The sequence below is a fragment of the uncultured Massilia sp. genome, from assembly GCF_913773735.1.
Taxonomy (GTDB): domain Bacteria; phylum Pseudomonadota; class Gammaproteobacteria; order Burkholderiales; family Burkholderiaceae_D; genus Telluria.
Map to the genome: position 1 here is coordinate 24,251 of NZ_CAJYEB010000046.1, position 16,842 is coordinate 41,092.

The following is a 16,842-nucleotide window of genomic DNA, read 5'->3' on the forward strand; positions in this document are numbered from 1 at the left end:
TGCGCGCGAGCAAAACGCATTGCGATCCAGAAAGCAAACCGCGCATTCTATCGGGCCGCCCATCGCCGAACAAGCGAAAAAACTGGAAGCATGGCGCCGCTGCCCGTATCATCCTGGCCTTCTTGCCAATGCATTGACAATCCGTTGTGCGCGAACCACGGTGCGCGCCAGGAGATGAAAAGGATATCAGGATGGACGTCACGATTTTCCATAACCCGCGCTGTGGCACCTCGCGCAACACGCTGGCCGCGATCCGCGCGGCGGGCATCGAACCGCAGGTGGTCGATTACCTGGCGCATCCGCCGACGCGCGCCGCGCTGCGGGACATGATCGCGCGCGCCGGCCTGCAGGTGCGCGCCGCGCTGCGCGCCAAGGAGCCGGTCGCGGCGGAACTCGGCCTGCTCGCGCCCGGCGTCGGCGACGAGGCGCTGCTGGACGCGATGCTGGCGCATCCGGTCCTGATCAACCGTCCGTTCGTCGTCACCCCGAAGGGCGTGCGCCTGTGCCGCCCGGCGGAGCTGGTGCAGGACATCCTGTAGCGACGCCCGCCCGTCAGCGCTGGCACGCGCCGATGTCGACGCGGCCCGCGCGGCCGGGCGCCGTGGCGCAGGGGCCGGCCGGGGTGCCCGTCGGGGTGCCGGCCGGCGTACCAGCCGGGGCGGCGGCGCCCGCGGCGGCGGCCGCGACCCTGGTGGCCCCGCTGCTGGCGACGGCCCCGACCCCGGCATGTTCTCCCCGGCTGGCAGCGACTGTGGCCCCCCCGACGGCCCCCGCGTCCCCGGCGGCGCCATCGGGCGCGCCGTCCGCCACGCCGGTCTCCTTGCCCGCCAGCCCGCGGCCGATGGCCGGCGAGGTCGCGGCCAGCCGCAGGTCGGGCGTGCCTTCGCGCGTGTAGCCGACGAAGCCGGGCGGCGCGGCCACCGTGCCGCTGTGCGTCATGCCGGGCGCCAGGCGCCAGTCGTCCTCGCGGTTGCCGAACACGAGGTTGTTGCGGTAGCTGTTGTGCTTGCCCGTTTGCCCCTGTTCCAGGATGCCGTAGCGGTTGTCGAACACGATGTTGTTCAGCACCCGCGTATGGTCGTTCGGTCCGCTGGCGTGGTAGAAGTCGCCGCCGCCGACGACGATGCCGGTCGTCGACGCCACCACCGTGTTGTTGACGACGACGACCTCGCGCGCGTCGTGCCACAGGTGGATGCCGGCCGCGGCGATGCGGTAGACGACGTTGCCGCGGACGACGGCGGGGGTGTTCACGTAGATGCCCTGGACCCAGCGGCAGCCGGGCGGGCCGATGTCGTGCACGCTGTTGCCCAGCACCTGCGCGTGCCGGCCCCGGAAGAAACTGTCGATGCCGATGCCCGATCCGCCCGCGCTGGTGCAGGGAATGGCCGTGGCCACGTGGTGCACGTGGTTGTCCACGATGCGGTCGTAGGAGCCGGCGTTGTAGATGCCGATCGTCCAGCGCGTGCCGATGCCCGCCGCGGCGTCGGGTCCGTGGGCGCTGCCGTCGACCTCGAAGCCTTCGATGTCGACGTAGCTGGCGCGGTTCTCCCAGGCCATGGCGCTGCTCGACACCGGCGGCGGCACGATGCGGGCGCCCCGGCGCTGCGTGGCGCGAAAGACGATGCGCGCGTTCGGCAGCCCGCTGACGGCGGTGCGGAAGCCACCGTGGTAGGTGCCCGGCAGGACGTTGACGATGGTGCCCGGACGCACCACCCGGGCGGCGCGCGCCAGCGTGCGCAGCGGCGCCGCCCGGGTGCCGGGATTGCTGTCGAGCCCGTCGGGCGCGACCCAGAGTTCGGTGGGCACGACCTGGGGCGTGACGCTGACGGGCGGCTTGTCCTTGACGGTGCAGGCGGCCAGCGGCAGGACGGCTGCCACCGCCGCGAGGGACGCCCGCACCGCCAGCGCCGCCAGCGCCGCCAGCACGCCCGGCGGCCGCAGCGCCCGCAGCGCAGGTAGCGCCCGCGGCGTTCGTAGCGCCCCGAGCGCAGCGCGCCACCGCGCGCATCCGGCGATTGCCGGCAAGAAGATGAGCGATAAAAACATTGGGCAGGTCGGCGAAGCGGATGACGGCGCCAGTGTGCGCCGCAGACGCCAGCGCAGGCTTGCCTGCCTCAATGTCGCGCTTGATCCCGCATAAGATGCGGGATCAAGGCCGGGTGTCAGTCCGCGTCGTTCTGCACGAACACGGCCGCCGTCCTTGCCGGCACGGTGAACGTGCCGCTGGCGCGCTCGTAGGTCGCGGACTTGACCACCTCGTCGCTGCCGCGGCGCTGGATGCCGTGCAGCGCCAGCTTGCGGCCCTGCAGCTCGGGGATGGCGAAGCGCCTGGCCGCCTTGTCGACGTTGAACAGGACCACCACGCGCGCGTACTCGTTGCCCGGATAGCGGCGCGGCGAGAAACCGTCGATGCTCATCGCCACCAGTCCCGGCACCTGGTCCGGGCCGACGTTGTGGAACTTCAGGCGCTCGACGACGTCCTGGGCCGTGCGCAGGCGGAACAACGGGGTGCTCTTGCGGATTTCCAGGAATTCCTCGAACACGTCGCGCGCCGACACGATGGCGCGGCTGTCCGGCTTGACGAGCGGGTTGGCCAGCACCGGCGCCATGAAGCTCCAGTTGTCCTGGTTCGGGCCGGCCATCGGCAGGCCGACGCCGAAGTTGTTCGACGCGTAGCCGTAGTCGAGGCGGTTGAACCAGTCGCCGGCGTTGTAGCTGTCGCGGTCCAGCGACTTCGAGCGCAGCAGTTCCTGGCCGGCGTGGACGAATGGCACGCCCTGGGCCAGCAGCACGATGGCGGCGCCGAGGTTCTGCACGCGCACGCGGTCGGCCAGCGACGTGCCTTGCGGCAGGCGCAGCGCATTGATGTCGAACAGCGTCTGGTTGTCGTGCGCCTCGATGTAGTTGATCGTCTCCGCCGGGTTGGCGGCGAAGCCGGCGGCCTGGCCGAAGTAGTCGATCTGGGCATTGCTGCGCAGCGTGCCGGTGCGGTCGGTGAAGCGGTAGTCGCGCAACGTGCCCGACAGGGCCACGCGCACCTGGTCGGCCATGCGCAGGACGTCGTCGCGGCCCAGGCTGGCCTGGCCGTTCGGATCGAGGAAGGCGCCGTTGATGAAGCCCTGCTGGGTGACGAGGGCGCTGCCGGTGTCGCAGCAGCCGCCGCCGCGCACGGGGTCGCGCATGCGGTCGTTGAACGAGCCGATGCCGCTGCCGTACATATTGGCCTGGCGCGCCTGGACGAAGCGGGCGTCGTTGGCGACGCTGCCGAAGTTCCAGGCTTCGCCGTACAGGTAGATGTCGCGGCCGGCCGCCCTGTTCACGTCGGCCTGCAGGCGCTTCATCAGGTCGAGCGGGGTGAAGCCCATGATGTCGAAGCGGAAGCTGTCGACCTTGTACTGCCGGGCCCACAGCGACACCGAGTCGATCATCAGCTTGCCCATCATGACCGTCTCCTGCGCGGTGTCGGCGCAGCAGCTGTCGTTCAGGATGTTGCCGTCCTGGCCCAGGCGGTAGTAGTAGGCGGGGACGATGCGGTCCAGCACCGACAGCGGTCCCTGCTTCGACTGGCTGGTATGGTTGTAGACCACGTCCATGGTCACGCGCAGGTCGGCGTCGTGCAGCGCCTGCACCATCGCCCGGAATTCGCGGATGCGCGCCGCGCCGTCGGCGGCGTCGGTGGCGTAGCTGCCCTCGGGCGCGTTGTAGTGCACCGGATCGTAGCCCCAGTTGAAGCAGTCGCTGTCCTGGGTGGCCGCCACCGCCGCCTGCTGGGCCGTGCCGTCCGGCGCGCCGTTCGGCACGGCGGGCGTGGTGCAGCCGGCCTCGTTCACGCTGGCGAAGTCGAAGCTGGGCAGCAGGTGCACGTGGGTCATGCCGGCCCTGGCCAGCGATTTCAGGTGGCGCATGCCGTTCGAGCGGGTGTCGGTGAAGGCCAGGTACTTGCCGCGGTGCGCCGCCGGCACGCTGTCGTCGGAGGCCGAAAAGTCGCGGATGTGCAGTTCGTACAACGCGATGTCGGTCGGATGGGCGAGCGCCGGGATGCGCTGCAGGTCCCAGCCGAAGGGCTTGAGCAGCGGGCTGTCCAGGTTGGCGACGAAGCTGCGCGCGCTGTTCGCGTCCAGGCTCACCGAGTACGGGTCGGTCACCGTGTTCGCCACCACCTTGTTGTCGGCCCAGCGCGACAGCACGTTCACCGTGTACGTGTAGTAGGCGCGGTTGGTCCAGGCGATGTTCGGCGCGGTGTAGCTCCACACGCCGCTGGCGGCGTCGCGGCGCATCGCCACGGTGGTGGCGCTGGTCGCGGTGGCGCTGGGGTAGACGTTCAGCGCCACCGACTTGGCGGTGGGCGCCCAGACGCGGAAGGTCGGCATGCCCAGCAGGTTGAAGCTGACGCCGAGCTGGGCCTGCTGCGCCCGCGCCGCGAACACGTCATCCAGCATGCCGGCCATCTGCAGCGAGGTCGCCTGCAGCAGCCGGCCGGCGCCGTCGTACTGGGCGATGGCGAACTGGTAGCTGGCCAGCGCGGCGAGCTTGGCCGCATCGGCATCCTGCAGGCGCAGGCCGGTGGCGTTCGCCAGGTGCGGGTATTTCCGCCGGATCGCGTCCGGCAGCGCGGCCGCGGACAGGTCGACGCTGCCGTCGGCGCCGGAGACGCCCGACTCGCCGAAGGCCAGGCCGCCGTCGGCCGCATAGAACAGTTTGTAGGTGGCGTCGGCCGCGGCGCCGGGCCAGGCCAGCGTGGTAGCCGACAGCCAGTGCGCACGCGCATTGGCCAGGTTGCCGTAGGTGAGCGCCGGCGGCGCCGTGTAGATCGCACAGTCGCCCTCCAGCATCCAGATTTCCTGGCCGCGCGTGGCCACGTCGGCACTGAGTCCGGCGCGCTGGTCGGCTTCGCAGTTCTTGCTGCCGTTGCCGTCCGTCACCAGGAAGGAGATCGCCGTCTTGCCGGCGGCCAGCGGGATGTCGACCCAGCCGCCGAAGCCGTCGGTGCCGGTGAACATGAAGCGGTCGGTGATCCACGTGGCGCTGGGCTGGCGCGGACCGTCCCAGGAATACACGCCCCATTGCGCCGTGTCGCCCTGGATGCGTCGGAAGTGCATGCGGATGGTGTTGGCGGCCACCGGCGCGGGCGCAGCGCTGCCGCTGCTGCTGCTGCTGCTGGCCAGCAGGCGGCTGCCGGCGGTGGCGCCCGCCTGGGTACCGTCGCCGGCGCCGCAGCCCGCCAGCAGGATGGACGCGATGCAGGCGGCCGCGGCGAAGCCGCGCCGTGAAGTCAAACTACATATTGTGAACATACTGTCTCCGTGATCGTTGTGGTAATTATGTTGACGCTTCACCAGAATGTTCCACCCGTGCAAGCAGCGTGCTCGACGGTGGCATGTAATATTACTACTGAGTGAAACGATTCCGTGCCAAAAACCTGGCGTGCGCGGGGGTGTGGCGGATTTGCCGACAGGCCGGCGGGCGCGGGTGCGCGGCCGCTCCCGCCGGTCGTCGGTTTCGCAGCGTTCGTCCAGGCGTCCCGGCGTTTCGTCGGATCGGGCGTGCGCCTGCCTTGCCGTGCGGGCAGAGTGGGGCTTTCACACGAGGAGCGAGCATGGACAAGCGACTGGCGGCGATTTGCCTGATGGCGGCAACGGTCACGTCAATGGCAACTGCGGCAACGGCGGCGGACGAGGATCCGGCACGGGCGCGACTGGAGCGGGAGATCGTGGCGGCTGACGCGCGCCTGTTCGCGGGGCTGAATGCGCGCGACATCGGCCCGCTGAAGGAGGGGTTCAGCCCGCGGCTGGAGTTCTACCACGACCGCAGCGGCGTCACCGGCTACGCCGAGAACATCGCCATCTTCGAGCGCAACTTCCGCGCGCCGAACCGCGTGCGGCGCGAAGCGCTGCCCGGGACGGTGGAGGTGTTCCCGGCGGGCCCCGACCATGCCATGCACATCGGCAAGCACCGCTTCTGCAACCGGCCGTCCCCGGCGGCGCCGGAAGCGTGCAGCGTCTACCGCTTCGCGATGGTGTGGGAACGCGACGGCGGGCAGTGGCGACTGCTGCGCGTACTGAGTTACGACCACTGAACGGGCCGCCGAGTGGTATGCTCGCGGCCATGACTACCGAATCCGATATCGAGCTGTCCGGCCCGTTCCAGGCCAAGGACGGCAATGGCCGTACCCACGACGTCAAGGCGATCCGCATCTTCGACGAGGGCTACGGGATCATCGACGTCTACGTCGAGTTCAAGAACCGGCTCGAACCGGGCGCCTACAAGGACGACGTGCTGGTGCGCCAGCTCGTCGACCGCCTGCGCGCGGTCGGCTACAAGGGGCCGGACTTCGGCCACAGCGACCCCGGCCTGCAGGAAAGCCGCCTGATCGTGCTCGAGGCCCCGGAGGAATTCGCGCCGTTCGCCAAGAGCCGCGGGTGGAAGAACCTGGCCGAGGATTTCGACGAATAGCGCGGCGCTCGTCCTGCTACCGGCCGCCCGGGCCGCGCAGGAATGACAGGATCGGCGCGTCCGCTTCCCGCGGCCGCTCCTGCGGCAGCCAGTGTCCGGCCCCCTCGATCGCGACCGATCCGCGCAGGTCGGGCACGCCGGCGCGCGGGCCGTCGCCCGCGGCAGCGGCGTCGATTCTCCTCGGCGCCGAGCGGACATCGCGCTCCGGCACCCGTTCGGCCATGCCCCGCTCCTGAAAGTATCGCGTGTAGAACACAGCGCCTCCCCGGTGCGCGGAACCGGCTGCGTCGGCGGCATCGGCGCGCGTCCCATCATCGGCACGCCGAGCGCCACCACACTTCTGACGCGATCCGGCAGCCTCCGTGCGGCCTGCCATGCCAGCGCCGCGGCCGGTCGCTGCCGACGACGACCGCCGGATCGAGCGGGCCGCCGTGGCGCGGCTGGAAGCGATCTTCGCCGCCACCGGGGCGTTCATGCTGCGGGCCATGGGCGACGTCCGGCTGTCCGCCATCGCCGGCGAGGTCGACGGGGCAGGGCGCGCCGATGCTTGACGAACTGTCCAGATGATCTTAAAGTGATATCACTTTCAGATCACTACGGAGAACGAGGATGACCACGCACCAACGTCACGAAACGCCCCGCGCGTCGGCAAACGGTTACCTGGCCTTCGGCGGCGGCCTGCTGGCCGTCCTCGCCGGTGCCTGGCTCGTCAAGGTCGGCGTGGAAGCGGGCCCGGGCACGGCGATCGCCGGCGTCGCGCTGGTGCTGCTGGGCGTGTTCTGCTGCGGCGGGCTGTACATGCTGCAGCCGAACGAGACGGCCGTGCTGACCCTGTTCGGCCGCTACGTCGGCACCGACCGCAGCGAGGGCCTGCGCTGGGCCTTTCCGCTGTACCGCAAGCACCGCCTGACGGTGCGGGCGCGCAACCTGAACATCCCGATCCTCAAGGTCAACGACAAACGGGGCAACCCGGTGGAGATCGCGGCCGCCGTCGTCTGGCGCGTGCGCGACACGGCGCAGGCCTTGTTCGAGGTCGACAATTTCGAGCGCTACGTGACCGTGCAGGCGGAAGCGGCGCTGCGCCACCTGGCCGCCCAGTACGCCTACGACGAAGGCGAGGATTTGCGGCCGGACGAACTGACGCTGCGCGGCGGCGCGGCCGAGGTGGGCCTGGCCCTGCGCACCGAGCTGACCGCGCGCTTCGAGGCGGCCGGGGTCGAGACGGTGGACGCCAAGCTGACGCACCTGGCCTACGCCCCCGAGATCGCCCAGGTGATGCTGCGCCGCCAGCAGGCCCAGGCGATCGTCAGCGCCCGCGCCCAGATCGTGCGCGGCGCGGTCGGCATGGTGGAAGATGCCCTCAAGGGCCTGGCCGAGCGCGAGATCGTCGAACTGGATGCCGAGCGCAAGGCGTCGATGGTCAGCAACCTGCTGGTGGTGTTGTGCTCGGACCGCGAGACGCAGCCGATCGTCAATGCCGGCACCCTGTACAACTGAGCGGCCGGCCCGAGATCCTGAGATACTGCGCGCATGGCAAGTCCCGGCAAAAAATCCTATCCGCTGCGCATCGATCCCGCCCTGTGGGAGCAGTTGCAGCGCCTGGCCGCCAACGACCTGCGCAGCGTGAACGCGGAGATCGAGTTCCTGCTGCGCGAGGCGCTGGCGCGGCGGGGAATACGGGTCGGGACGGCGCCCGCGGACGACGGGGACGAGTGAAACCCCGTCCTGCGCGCCGCGCCGTCACCGGCTTTGACATCCGGAAATCGCGAGTGATATAGTGGCCGCCATAATTTGGCAACGTTTCCAATCCGTGCGGCCTTCCCGGGCCACGAGAGAGCGCTGCCCTGGCCGGCCGGCGAACGCATTCCGCCTCGCCCCGGCAACGAGGAGACAAGCATGCATCCGAAACACCCCGGCTGGCGCCGCATCGGCGCCGGCGCGCTGCTGGCCGCCTGCTTCGCGGCGCAGCACGCCGCCGCCGCCAACCCGACCGTCCAGGCCTGGGTCACCACCGGCGACCGCGCCAGGCTGCTCGCCCACGAAGCGGACACGCGCTTCGACGCCGCGGCGGCCGGCGCCCCCACGGCGGGCCCATCGATCGACATCGACCCTGCCAAGTCCTACCAGCAGATGGCCGGCTTCGGCGCCGCCATCACCGACGCCACCGGCTGGCTGGTGCAGCAGAAGATGGCGCCGGCCCAGCGCGACGCGCTGCTGCGCGAACTGTTCGGGCGCCAGGGCGAGGGCATCGGCCTGTCGTTCACGCGCCTGACGATCGGCGCCTCCGACTTCTCGCGCGCGCACTACACCTTCGACGACGTGCCGCGCGGCCAGCAGGATCCCGCGCTGGCGCGCTTCTCGCTGGACCCGCAGCGCGCCACCGTGCTGCCGACCGTGAAGGCGGCCCTCGCCATCAATCCGCAACTGAAGGTGATGGCCTCGCCCTGGAGCGCGCCGGCCTGGATGAAGAGCGGCGACAGCCTGGTCAAGGGTTCGCTCAAGCCCGACGCCTACGATGCGTTCGCGCGCTACCTGAGCCGCTACGTGGGCGACATGAAGAAGGAGGGCGTGCCGATCTTCGCGCTGACGCTGCAGAACGAGCCGCACTTCGAACCGGACGACTATCCCGGCATGCGCGTCGAGCCGGCCCAGCGCGCCGCCTTCATCGGCGGCCACCTGGGCCCGCGCCTGGCGGCCGACCATCCCGGCACCCTGCTGTTCGACTGGGACCACAACTGGGACGAACCGGAGTCGCCCGCCATCGTGCTGTCCGACCCGAAGGCGGCGCGCTTCGTCAGCGGCATCGCTTGGCACTGCTACGCCGGCGACGTGCGCGCCCAGGGCCGCCTGCACGACCGCTTCCCGGACAAGGACACCTGGTTCACCGAGTGCTCGGGCGGCGGCTGGGCCACCGACTGGGCCAAGAACCTGATGTACTTCACGCGCACGCTGGTCATCGACACCACCCGCAACTGGGCGCGCGGCGTGCTGTTCTGGAACCTCGCGCTGGACGAGAAGGACGGCCCGTTCCTCGGCGGCTGCAAGAACTGCCGCGGCGTCGTCACCATCGATTCGCGCAGCGGCGCGGTGACGCGCAACGTCGAGTATTATGCGCTGGCGCACGCCAGCCGCTTCGTGCTGCCAGGGGCGCGCCGCGTCGAATCGCACAGCGCCGACAAGGACCTGGCCAACGTCGCCTTCCGCAATCCGGACGGTTCGCTGGCGCTGCTGGTGGCGAATGCGGCGGACGGCGAGCGCGCGTTCTCGGTGCGCGTCGGCGGCCAGGCATTCCGCTACCGCCTGCCGGCATCGAGCGTGGCCACGTTCACGTGGCGCGCATCCGACTGAACGCGACGCAGCGAGGGGAGGCAGGGTGGCGACGATCAAGGACGTGGCGCAGATGGCCGGCGTCGGGCTGGGGACGGTGTCGCGCGTCGTGCGCGGCCAGGGTTCGGTCTCGCCCGACAAGCTCGAACGCGTCAGGAAGGCGATCGACGCGCTCGGCTACCGGCCCTCGCACGCCGCGCGTTCGCTGCTGTACGGGACCAGCCGCATGGTCGGCGTCTACATCCCGCTGCTGTCCGGCACCTTCTATGCGGCCATCCTGCAGATCATCGACGCCGAGTTGCGCGCCGCCGGCCTGCACATGATGGTCACGTTCGGCGTCAGCCGCGAGGATGCGCGGCGCCAGGCCCTGGAAGGCGTGGGCCTGCTGGTCGACCGCGGCTGCGACGGCGTCATCGCGATCACCTGCCCGTTGACCGAGGAAGACCTGGCTACCCTCGGGCCGAAGCGCGAGCGCCTGGTGGCGCTGAACCAGCACTTCGACGGCATGCCGGGCCAGTGCTTCACGGTCGACCACCGCCTGGGCGGCAAGCTCGCCGCGCGCGCGCTGCTCGACCATGCGCACCGCGACATCGCCGTGATCGGCGGGCCGGCGTCGGCGCCCGACAACGTCGAGCGCATCGACGGCTTCCTGCGCGAACTGGCGGCGGCCGGCATCGACACCGGCAAGGTGTGGATGGCCGAGCGCGACTTCTCGCCGGACGGCGGGCGCAGCGCCGCGCGCGAACTGGTGGCGTCCGGCCGGCCGTTCAGCGCCGTCTTCTGCGCCAACGACGAGATGGCGCTGGGCGCCTTGTCCTTCTTCCACGAAGCGGGCATCCGCGTGCCGGCCGACGTGTCCGTGATCGGCTACGACGACGCGCCGGGCGCCGCCTACGCGACGCCGCGCCTGACCTCCGTGCACATCCCGTGGCGCGAGATGGCGCGCAACGGCGTGGCCGAACTGCTCAACCTCTGCTACGGCCACGCGCGTCCGGTGACGCGCACCTTCCCCGTCAGCGTCAGCCTGCGCTCGACGCTGGGCCACCGCGCGCCGAAAAAGCGCCCCCGCAAGGCGACATGAGGCGCCGCCCCGGCGCCGGGGCGATGTTTTTCATGCGCCGATCCACGTAAAACCGTTGCGCACGCGCCAAGCGGCCTTGACATCGGATTTCAGTAACGACAATAATCGCAGTCATTAGTTTGGCAACGTTTCCAATCCAGATCGACGACAGGAACGCTGCCGGCCAGGCCGTACCAACCGAGGGGAAGCCAGGACAAGGGCGGATCGGCCGCTCGATGTGGCAACGTTTCCAAATTGCATCTTGATTTGGCAACGTTTCCAAGCGCATTACCCACTACAACGACAACAGGAGACGCACCATGCACCAGCAAGGCCAAGCCCGCCGCGGCAGCCGTTCCACCTCTTCATCGCCATCCCTGACCCCGATCGCCACCGCCTGCGCGCTGCTGTTGTGGAGCGCCGGCGCCGTCGCGCAGGAGCAGGGAAGCACCAGCAATGCCGGCGGCGCCAGCCAGGTCGTCGTCACCGGCATCCGCGGCAGCATCGAGAGCTCGACCGCCATCAAGAAGGACGCCGACCAGATCGTCGAGGCGATCACCGCGGAAGACATCGGCAAGCTGCCGGACGTGTCGATCGCCGAATCGATCGCGCGCCTGCCGGGCCTGACCGCGCAGCGCGTGGCCGGCCGCGCCCAGGTGATCTCGCTGCGCGGCCTGGCACCGGACTTCGCCGTCACGCTGCTCAACGGCCGCGAACAGACGTCCACCAGCAACGACCGCAGCGCCGAATTCGACCAGTACCCGTCCGAGCTGCTCGGCGGCGTCACCGTGTACAAGACGCCGGACGCGTCGATGACGTCGGCCGGCCTGTCGGGCACCATCGACCTGCGTTCCGTGCGTCCGCTGGACCGCCGCGGCCGCACGATCGCGCTGAACGCGCGCGGCGAGCACAATGGCAACGGCGCCATCAACTCGGGCTGGTCGGCCAACGGCGGCCGCTTCTCGGTCTCGTACATCGACCAGTTCCTCGACAACACCTTCGGCGTGGCGATCGGCTACGCCCACCTGGATTCGCCGGGCCAGCAGAAGGAGTACAAGTCCTGGTACTGGGGCAACAACAACAAGCTCCCGCCGGGCAACGAGGACGTCACGGCGCTCAAGGGCGCCGAGGTGACGGCCACCTCGCGCGACCAGAAGCGCGACGGCCTGATGGCGGTGCTGGACTGGAAGCCGAACCGCAACACGCGCTCGGTGCTGGACCTGTACTACTCGCAGTTCGACCAGAAGGAGATCATGCGCGGCGTGATGTGGAACTCGGCCGACAGCGTGACCTACCGCGATCCGATCATCGAGACCATCGGCAACCAGCGCATGCTCACCGGCGGCACCATCGTGAACCTGGAGCCGATCGTGCGCAACGACGCCAACCGCCGCAAGGACCACCTGGGCGCCGCCGGCTGGAACACCAACTGGCGCGACGGCAAGTGGACCGTGGACGGCGACCTCTCGTACTCGACCGCCAAGCGCAAGGAAGAGACCTCCGAAACCTACTCGGGCCTGGGCCGCGCCGGCAGCGGCGCCGCCGACAACAACTTCGGCTTCCGGATCCCGGTGGGCGCCGGCCTGCCGACGTTCACGCCCGGCGTGGACCTCGCCAACCCGGCCATCGTCAAGCTGACCGACCCGGGCGGCTGGGGCCACGACGCCACCATGCACCACCCGATCGTCGAGGACAAGCTCGGTGCCGCGAAGTTCAACGTCAAGCGCGAACTGGACATGCCGATCCTGCGCGACGTGCAGGCCGGCCTGAGCTACACCAAGCGCGACAAGTCGCACGAGGACGTCTCGCAGCGCTACGCGCTGAAGAACGACCGCGCGCTGACGACGGTCCCGTCGGACATCATCCAGCCGACCACCTCGCTGGCCTGGGCCGGCATCCCGGGCGTGCTGAGCTACGATCCGCTGGCCGCGCTGAACCGCTTCTACGACAAGATGCCGATCGATACCGACGTGGCGCAGCAGGACTGGGCCGTCACCGAGAAGCAGTCGGTGGGCTTCGTGCGCCTGGGCATCGACACCGAGATCGGCAAGATCCCCGTGCGCGGCAACGCCGGCGTGCAGTACGTGCACGTGAACCAGCGGGCCGAGGGCAAGGCCGTCAACAGCGGCGTGGTCACCGACCTGCGCGACGGCGCCAGCTACCACGACGTGCTGCCCAGCCTGAACCTGAACTTCGACCTCGGCAACTACCTGGGCGACACCTACCTGCGCTTCGGCGCCGCCAAGACCGTGGCGCGTCCGCGCATGTCCGACATGCGCGCCGGCATCGCGGCCGGCGTCAGCCAGTCCACGCTGGAGTGGAACGGCAGCGGCGGCAACCCGCACCTGGAACCATGGCGCGCCAATTCCTACGACCTGTCGCTCGAGCACTACATCAACAAGGGCAGCTACGTGTCGGCCGCGTACTTCTTCAAGGACCTGAAGAGCTACATCTACAACCAGCAGCGCCCGTTCGACTTCACCGGCTTCCCGAACCCGAGCACCGTGGTCCCGATCTCGAACATCGGCACGATCAACCAGCCGTCCAACGGCCAGGGCGGCTTCGTGCGCGGCATCGAGCTGACCGCCTCGCTGCAGGCCAGCATGCTGTGGGACCGCCTGGACGGCTTCGGCGTCCAGGCCAGCGCCTCCGGCACCGAGAGTTCGATCTCGCCGAACGGCCCGGGCACGAAGGAAAAGCTGCCCGGCCTGTCGGGCGTGGTCGCCAACCTCACGGTGTTCTACGAGAAGAACGGCTTCTCGGCGCGGATTGCGGAGCGCTACCGCTCGGCCTTCCGCGGCGAGGTCACCGGCCTGTTCGCCCAGCGTTCGTTCAGCGAGATCCTGGCCGAGAAGCAGATCGACGTGCAGGTCGGCTACGAGTTCCAGGACGGCCCGTACAAGAACCTCGGCCTGCTGGTCCAGGTGAACAACCTGGGCAACCAGCCGTACCAGACCAAGCAGGGCAGCGCGTTCGCCAGCGGCGCCTATGCGCCGGAGCGCTACACGACCTACGGCCGCCAGGTGCTGTTCGGCCTGAACTACAAGCTGTAAGCGCGTGATCCTGCGACGCACCCTCCCGGCGCTGGCGGCGCTGGCCCTGCTGTCCGCCTGCGCGGGGACGCCGGGCGCATCGTCGGCGCCGATCGCCGGCGCCGGCCAGATGATCCGGACCGACGGCACGCGCTGGGTGCGCGCCGACGGCGCGCCGGTCGTGCTGCGCGGCGCCAACCTCGGCAACTGGCTCGTCAACGAATTCTGGATGATGGGCCAGGGCGTCGGCGGCATCGACGACCAGTGCCGGCTGGAGGGCCTGCTCGACCGCCGCTTCGGCCGCGCCGAGCGCGCGCGCCTGATGGACCTGTTCCGCGACAACTGGATGACCGAAGCGGACTGGGACCGCCTGGCCGAATTCGGCGTCAACCTGGTGCGCCTGCCGTTCCTGCACACCGTGGTCGAGGACGAGGACCATCCGGGCCGCCTCCGTCCCGACGCCTGGCGCTATCTCGACCAGGCGCTGGAGCGGGCGCGCCGGCGCGGCATCTACGTGGTGCTGGACCTGCACGGCGCCGCCGGCAGCCAGGGCCTGGAACACCACAGCGGTTGCGCGGGACGCAACCTGTACTGGAGCACGCCGGCCTACCGCGAGCGCACCGCCTGGCTGTGGCGCGAGATCGCGGCGCGCTACCGCGACCGTCCCGAGGTGGCCGGCTACAGCCTGCTGAACGAACCCTGGGGCACCGACCCCGACACCATGGCGCGCGAGATCGCGGTGCTGTACCGCGCCGTGCGCGCCGTGGACCCGCACCACGTGGCGATCCTGCCGGGCCATGCGAAGAACGGCATCGACGCCTACGGCGACCCGCGCGCGCAGGGCATGCGCAACGTCGCCTTCGAGATGCACCCGTACCCCGGCTTCTTCGGCTGGGGCCGGCCCGGCCTGGACGTGCACCGCGGCTGGCTGCAGTGCACGGCGCCGGACGGCGGCACCTGCGCGTGGCAGCGCAAGCTGGCGGCGCTCGACACGGCCTTCTTCGTGGGCGAGATCCAGCCCTGGGCCGGCCAGGGCCTGGAGCAGGGCGGCCAGGTGGCGCGCGCCAGCTTCGACCGCTACGCCCAACTGGGCTGGGCGGCCGCCGCCTGGTCCTACAAGGTCGTCACGAACGAGGGCGGCCACGGCGACGGCACCTGGGGCATGGTGACCAATGCCGCCGGCGCCCGGGTGCCGAAGATCGATTTCCGCAGCGCCTCGCTGGCAGAGATCGAAGGTTTTTTCCGCGGATTCGGCAGCCTGCGCTACGATTCCCATCCGCGCCTGCTGCACTGGATGACCAGCGCGCAGGCGCCGCGGCCGTTCGCCCCGGGCGGGGACGGCGGTCCGCAGCCGACAACGACGAACAACGACAAGGAGACGAAAGAGTGACCACACGACGAGACGCACTGCGCCTGATGGGCGCCGCCACCCTGGCCGCGGGCCCGCTGGCACGCGCCGCCGCCCCGGCCGGCCAGGCCGCCGGCGCCACCGGCAGCACCAGCGCCACCAGCACCGCGGGCACGCGCCCGTGGCAGGTGGTAACCACCGCCAAGGACGCGCAGCGACGCCTGGTCGCCAGCAGCCTGGCCGCGCCGGTCGCGGCCACGCAACCGGTGGAGACCGACATCTCGGTGTTCGTCGACACCGGCAAGCGCTACCAGGCGATCTTCGGTTTCGGCGGCGCCGTCACCGATGCCACCGCCGACCTGTACGCGAAGCTCAAGCCGGCCGCGAAGAAGGCATTCATCACCGCCTGCTTCGACCCGCGCCAGGGCCTGGGCTACAACATCATGCGCACCACGATCAACAGCTCGGACTTCGGCACCGACACGTACAGCTACGTGCGCGACGGCGACACCTCGCTGGCGTCGTTCGACATCGCCCACGACCTGAAGCACCGCATTCCGCTGCTGCGCGAAGGCATCGCCGCGGCGAAGGTCCACAGCAGCGAGATGCGCGTGATCGCCACGCCGTGGAGCGCGCCGGCCTGGATGAAGTCGAACAAGACCATGCTCAAGGGCGGCACGCTGCTGCCGGAATACCGCGCCGTGTGGGCGAACTACTTCGTGAAGTTCATCCAGGCCTACGAAAAGGCCGGCGTGCCGATCTGGGGCGTGTCGCCGCAGAACGAGCCGATGGCCACGCAGACCTGGGAGTCGATGCTCTACACCGCCGAGGACGAGACCCGCTTCCTGGGCGACCACCTCGGCCCCACGCTGAAGGCGGCCGGCATGGGCGGCAAGAAGATCCTCGTGTGGGACCACAACCGCGACCTGCTGCCGCAGCGCGCCCGCCACGTGCTGGAAGACCCGAAGGCGCGCCCGTACGTATGGGGCGTGGCCTACCACTGGTACGAGACCTGGGCCGGCGGCGAGCCGATGCACCGCAACGTCGCCGCCGTGCACGAGGCCTATCCGGACGTGCCCCTCCTGATGACGGAAGGCTGCATCGAGAAGTACGATGCCACGCGCCTGCAGGACTGGGCCAACGGCGAGCGCTACGGCAGCCAGATGATCGCCGACCTGAACGCCGGCAGCAGCGGCTGGGTCGACTGGAACATGCTGCTCGACATGCAGGGCGGCCCGAACCACGTGAAGAACTACTGCTTCGCGCCGCTGCACGCCAGCGACGACGGCGAGCTGGTGTTCACGCCGATCTTCCACTACATCGCCCACGTCAGCCGCTACATCAAGCCGCAGGCGCGCCGCGTCGGCGCCGCCACCAGCCGCAGCGTGCTGGACGCGACCGCCTTCCGCAACCCGGACGGCGGCCTGGCGATCCTGGTGCTGAACAAGACCGACAAGCCGCAGAAATACCGGCTGTTCGTCGACAAGGTCGAGACCACCGTGGAGATCCCGGCGCGGGCGATCCAGACGGTGCTCGCGTAAGCGCCACCGCCGGCAGTACCTCGTCGCCCCGGCGCAGGCCGGGGTCCAATTCTGCACGCGTTTCGACGGCGTCACGACATT

General features: G+C 70.0%; 13 protein-coding genes and 1 pseudogene. 11 read left to right on the plus strand and 3 right to left on the minus strand.

Going from position 1 to position 16,842, the window contains the following annotated elements:
* Nucleotides 1-191 precede the first annotated feature (191 nt).
* Nucleotides 192-536, plus strand: a pseudogene (gene arsC / locus QZ749_RS23510) (arsenate reductase (glutaredoxin)); the annotation flags it as partial.
* A 16-nt stretch (nt 537-552) separates the two neighbouring features.
* On the opposite strand, the gene QZ749_RS23515 reads toward arsC, so the two are convergent.
* Together QZ749_RS23515 and QZ749_RS23520 are read right to left on the minus strand one after the other, a co-directional pair.
* Entirely contained in the window at nt 553-2,046 is a 1,494-nt protein-coding gene (locus QZ749_RS23515; protein ID WP_296952286.1) for a DUF1565 domain-containing protein, read from the minus strand.
* 116 nt (nt 2,047-2,162) lie between these two features.
* Nucleotides 2,163-5,276, minus strand: a complete 3,114-nt coding sequence (locus tag QZ749_RS23520) for an alpha-1,6-glucosidase domain-containing protein (RefSeq protein WP_296952289.1) — start codon at nt 5,274-5,276, stop codon at nt 2,163-2,165.
* 320 nt (nt 5,277-5,596) lie between these two features.
* Here QZ749_RS23520 and QZ749_RS23525 point away from each other — a divergent pair, with 320 nt between their 5' ends.
* Together QZ749_RS23525 and QZ749_RS23530 are read left to right on the plus strand one after the other, a co-directional pair.
* A complete protein-coding gene (locus tag QZ749_RS23525; RefSeq protein ID WP_296952292.1) occupies nt 5,597-6,076 on the plus strand; it encodes a nuclear transport factor 2 family protein in 480 nt (159 codons plus the stop codon).
* A gap of 29 nt (nt 6,077-6,105) precedes the next feature.
* Complete coding sequence (locus tag QZ749_RS23530) at nt 6,106-6,453, plus strand: hypothetical protein (protein WP_296952295.1); 348 nt, start codon at nt 6,106-6,108, stop codon at nt 6,451-6,453.
* Nucleotides 6,454-6,469: 16 nt separating this feature from the next.
* On the opposite strand, the gene QZ749_RS23535 is transcribed toward QZ749_RS23530, so the two are convergent.
* The gene (locus QZ749_RS23535; protein ID WP_296952300.1) at nt 6,470-6,676 is read right to left on the minus strand and encodes a hypothetical protein; all 207 of its coding nucleotides are present in this window, start codon (nt 6,674-6,676) and stop codon (nt 6,470-6,472) included.
* A 151-nt stretch (nt 6,677-6,827) separates the two neighbouring features.
* Here QZ749_RS23535 and QZ749_RS23540 point away from each other — a divergent pair, with 151 nt between their 5' ends.
* The 8 genes from QZ749_RS23540 to QZ749_RS23575 all read left to right on the plus strand — a co-directional run bounded on the left by QZ749_RS23540 (nt 6,828) and on the right by QZ749_RS23575 (nt 16,761).
* Complete coding sequence (locus QZ749_RS23540) at nt 6,828-7,004, plus strand: hypothetical protein (RefSeq protein WP_296952303.1); 177 nt, start codon at nt 6,828-6,830, stop codon at nt 7,002-7,004.
* A gap of 58 nt (nt 7,005-7,062) precedes the next feature.
* Nucleotides 7,063-7,950: an SPFH domain-containing protein gene (locus QZ749_RS23545; RefSeq protein WP_296952306.1), complete on the plus strand. Its 888-nt coding sequence runs from the start codon at nt 7,063-7,065 to the stop codon at nt 7,948-7,950.
* A 33-nt stretch (nt 7,951-7,983) separates the two neighbouring features.
* A complete protein-coding gene (locus QZ749_RS23550; protein WP_296952309.1) occupies nt 7,984-8,169 on the plus strand; it encodes a hypothetical protein in 186 nt (61 codons plus the stop codon).
* A gap of 180 nt (nt 8,170-8,349) precedes the next feature.
* Nucleotides 8,350-9,801: a glycoside hydrolase family 30 beta sandwich domain-containing protein gene (locus QZ749_RS23555; protein WP_296952313.1), complete on the plus strand. Its 1,452-nt coding sequence runs from the start codon at nt 8,350-8,352 to the stop codon at nt 9,799-9,801.
* 25 nt (nt 9,802-9,826) lie between these two features.
* Nucleotides 9,827-10,861: a LacI family DNA-binding transcriptional regulator gene (locus QZ749_RS23560; RefSeq protein WP_296952316.1), complete on the plus strand. Its 1,035-nt coding sequence runs from the start codon at nt 9,827-9,829 to the stop codon at nt 10,859-10,861.
* A 299-nt stretch (nt 10,862-11,160) separates the two neighbouring features.
* The gene (locus QZ749_RS23565; RefSeq protein ID WP_296952319.1) at nt 11,161-13,893 is read left to right on the plus strand and encodes a TonB-dependent receptor; all 2,733 of its coding nucleotides are present in this window, start codon (nt 11,161-11,163) and stop codon (nt 13,891-13,893) included.
* A 4-nt stretch (nt 13,894-13,897) separates the two neighbouring features.
* Nucleotides 13,898-15,262, plus strand: coding sequence for a glycoside hydrolase family 5 protein (locus QZ749_RS23570; protein ID WP_296952321.1), 1,365 nt, complete (start codon nt 13,898-13,900; stop codon nt 15,260-15,262).
* Nucleotides 15,259-16,761 (plus strand): glycoside hydrolase family 30 protein, encoded by a 1,503-nt coding sequence (locus tag QZ749_RS23575; protein WP_296952323.1) that lies wholly within the window; start codon nt 15,259-15,261, stop codon nt 16,759-16,761. Before QZ749_RS23570 ends, QZ749_RS23575 begins: the two co-directional genes overlap by 4 nt.
* The last annotated feature ends 81 nt before the right edge of the window (nt 16,762-16,842 follow it).

Coding starts and splice junctions, on each gene's coding strand:
- QZ749_RS23545 (WP_296952306.1), top strand. CDS start 7,063: ATGACCACGCACCAACGTCACGAAACGCCCCGCGCGTCGGCAAACGGT.
- QZ749_RS23535 (WP_296952300.1), bottom strand. CDS start 6,676: ATGGCCGAACGGGTGCCGGAGCGCGATGTCCGCTCGGCGCCGAGGAGA.
- QZ749_RS23555 (WP_296952313.1), top strand. CDS start 8,350: ATGCATCCGAAACACCCCGGCTGGCGCCGCATCGGCGCCGGCGCGCTG.
- QZ749_RS23525 (WP_296952292.1), top strand. CDS start 5,597: ATGGACAAGCGACTGGCGGCGATTTGCCTGATGGCGGCAACGGTCACG.
- QZ749_RS23565 (WP_296952319.1), top strand. CDS start 11,161: ATGCACCAGCAAGGCCAAGCCCGCCGCGGCAGCCGTTCCACCTCTTCA.
- QZ749_RS23540 (WP_296952303.1), top strand. CDS start 6,828: ATGCCAGCGCCGCGGCCGGTCGCTGCCGACGACGACCGCCGGATCGAG.
- QZ749_RS23515 (WP_296952286.1), bottom strand. CDS start 2,046: ATGTTTTTATCGCTCATCTTCTTGCCGGCAATCGCCGGATGCGCGCGG.
- QZ749_RS23550 (WP_296952309.1), top strand. CDS start 7,984: ATGGCAAGTCCCGGCAAAAAATCCTATCCGCTGCGCATCGATCCCGCC.
- QZ749_RS23530 (WP_296952295.1), top strand. CDS start 6,106: ATGACTACCGAATCCGATATCGAGCTGTCCGGCCCGTTCCAGGCCAAG.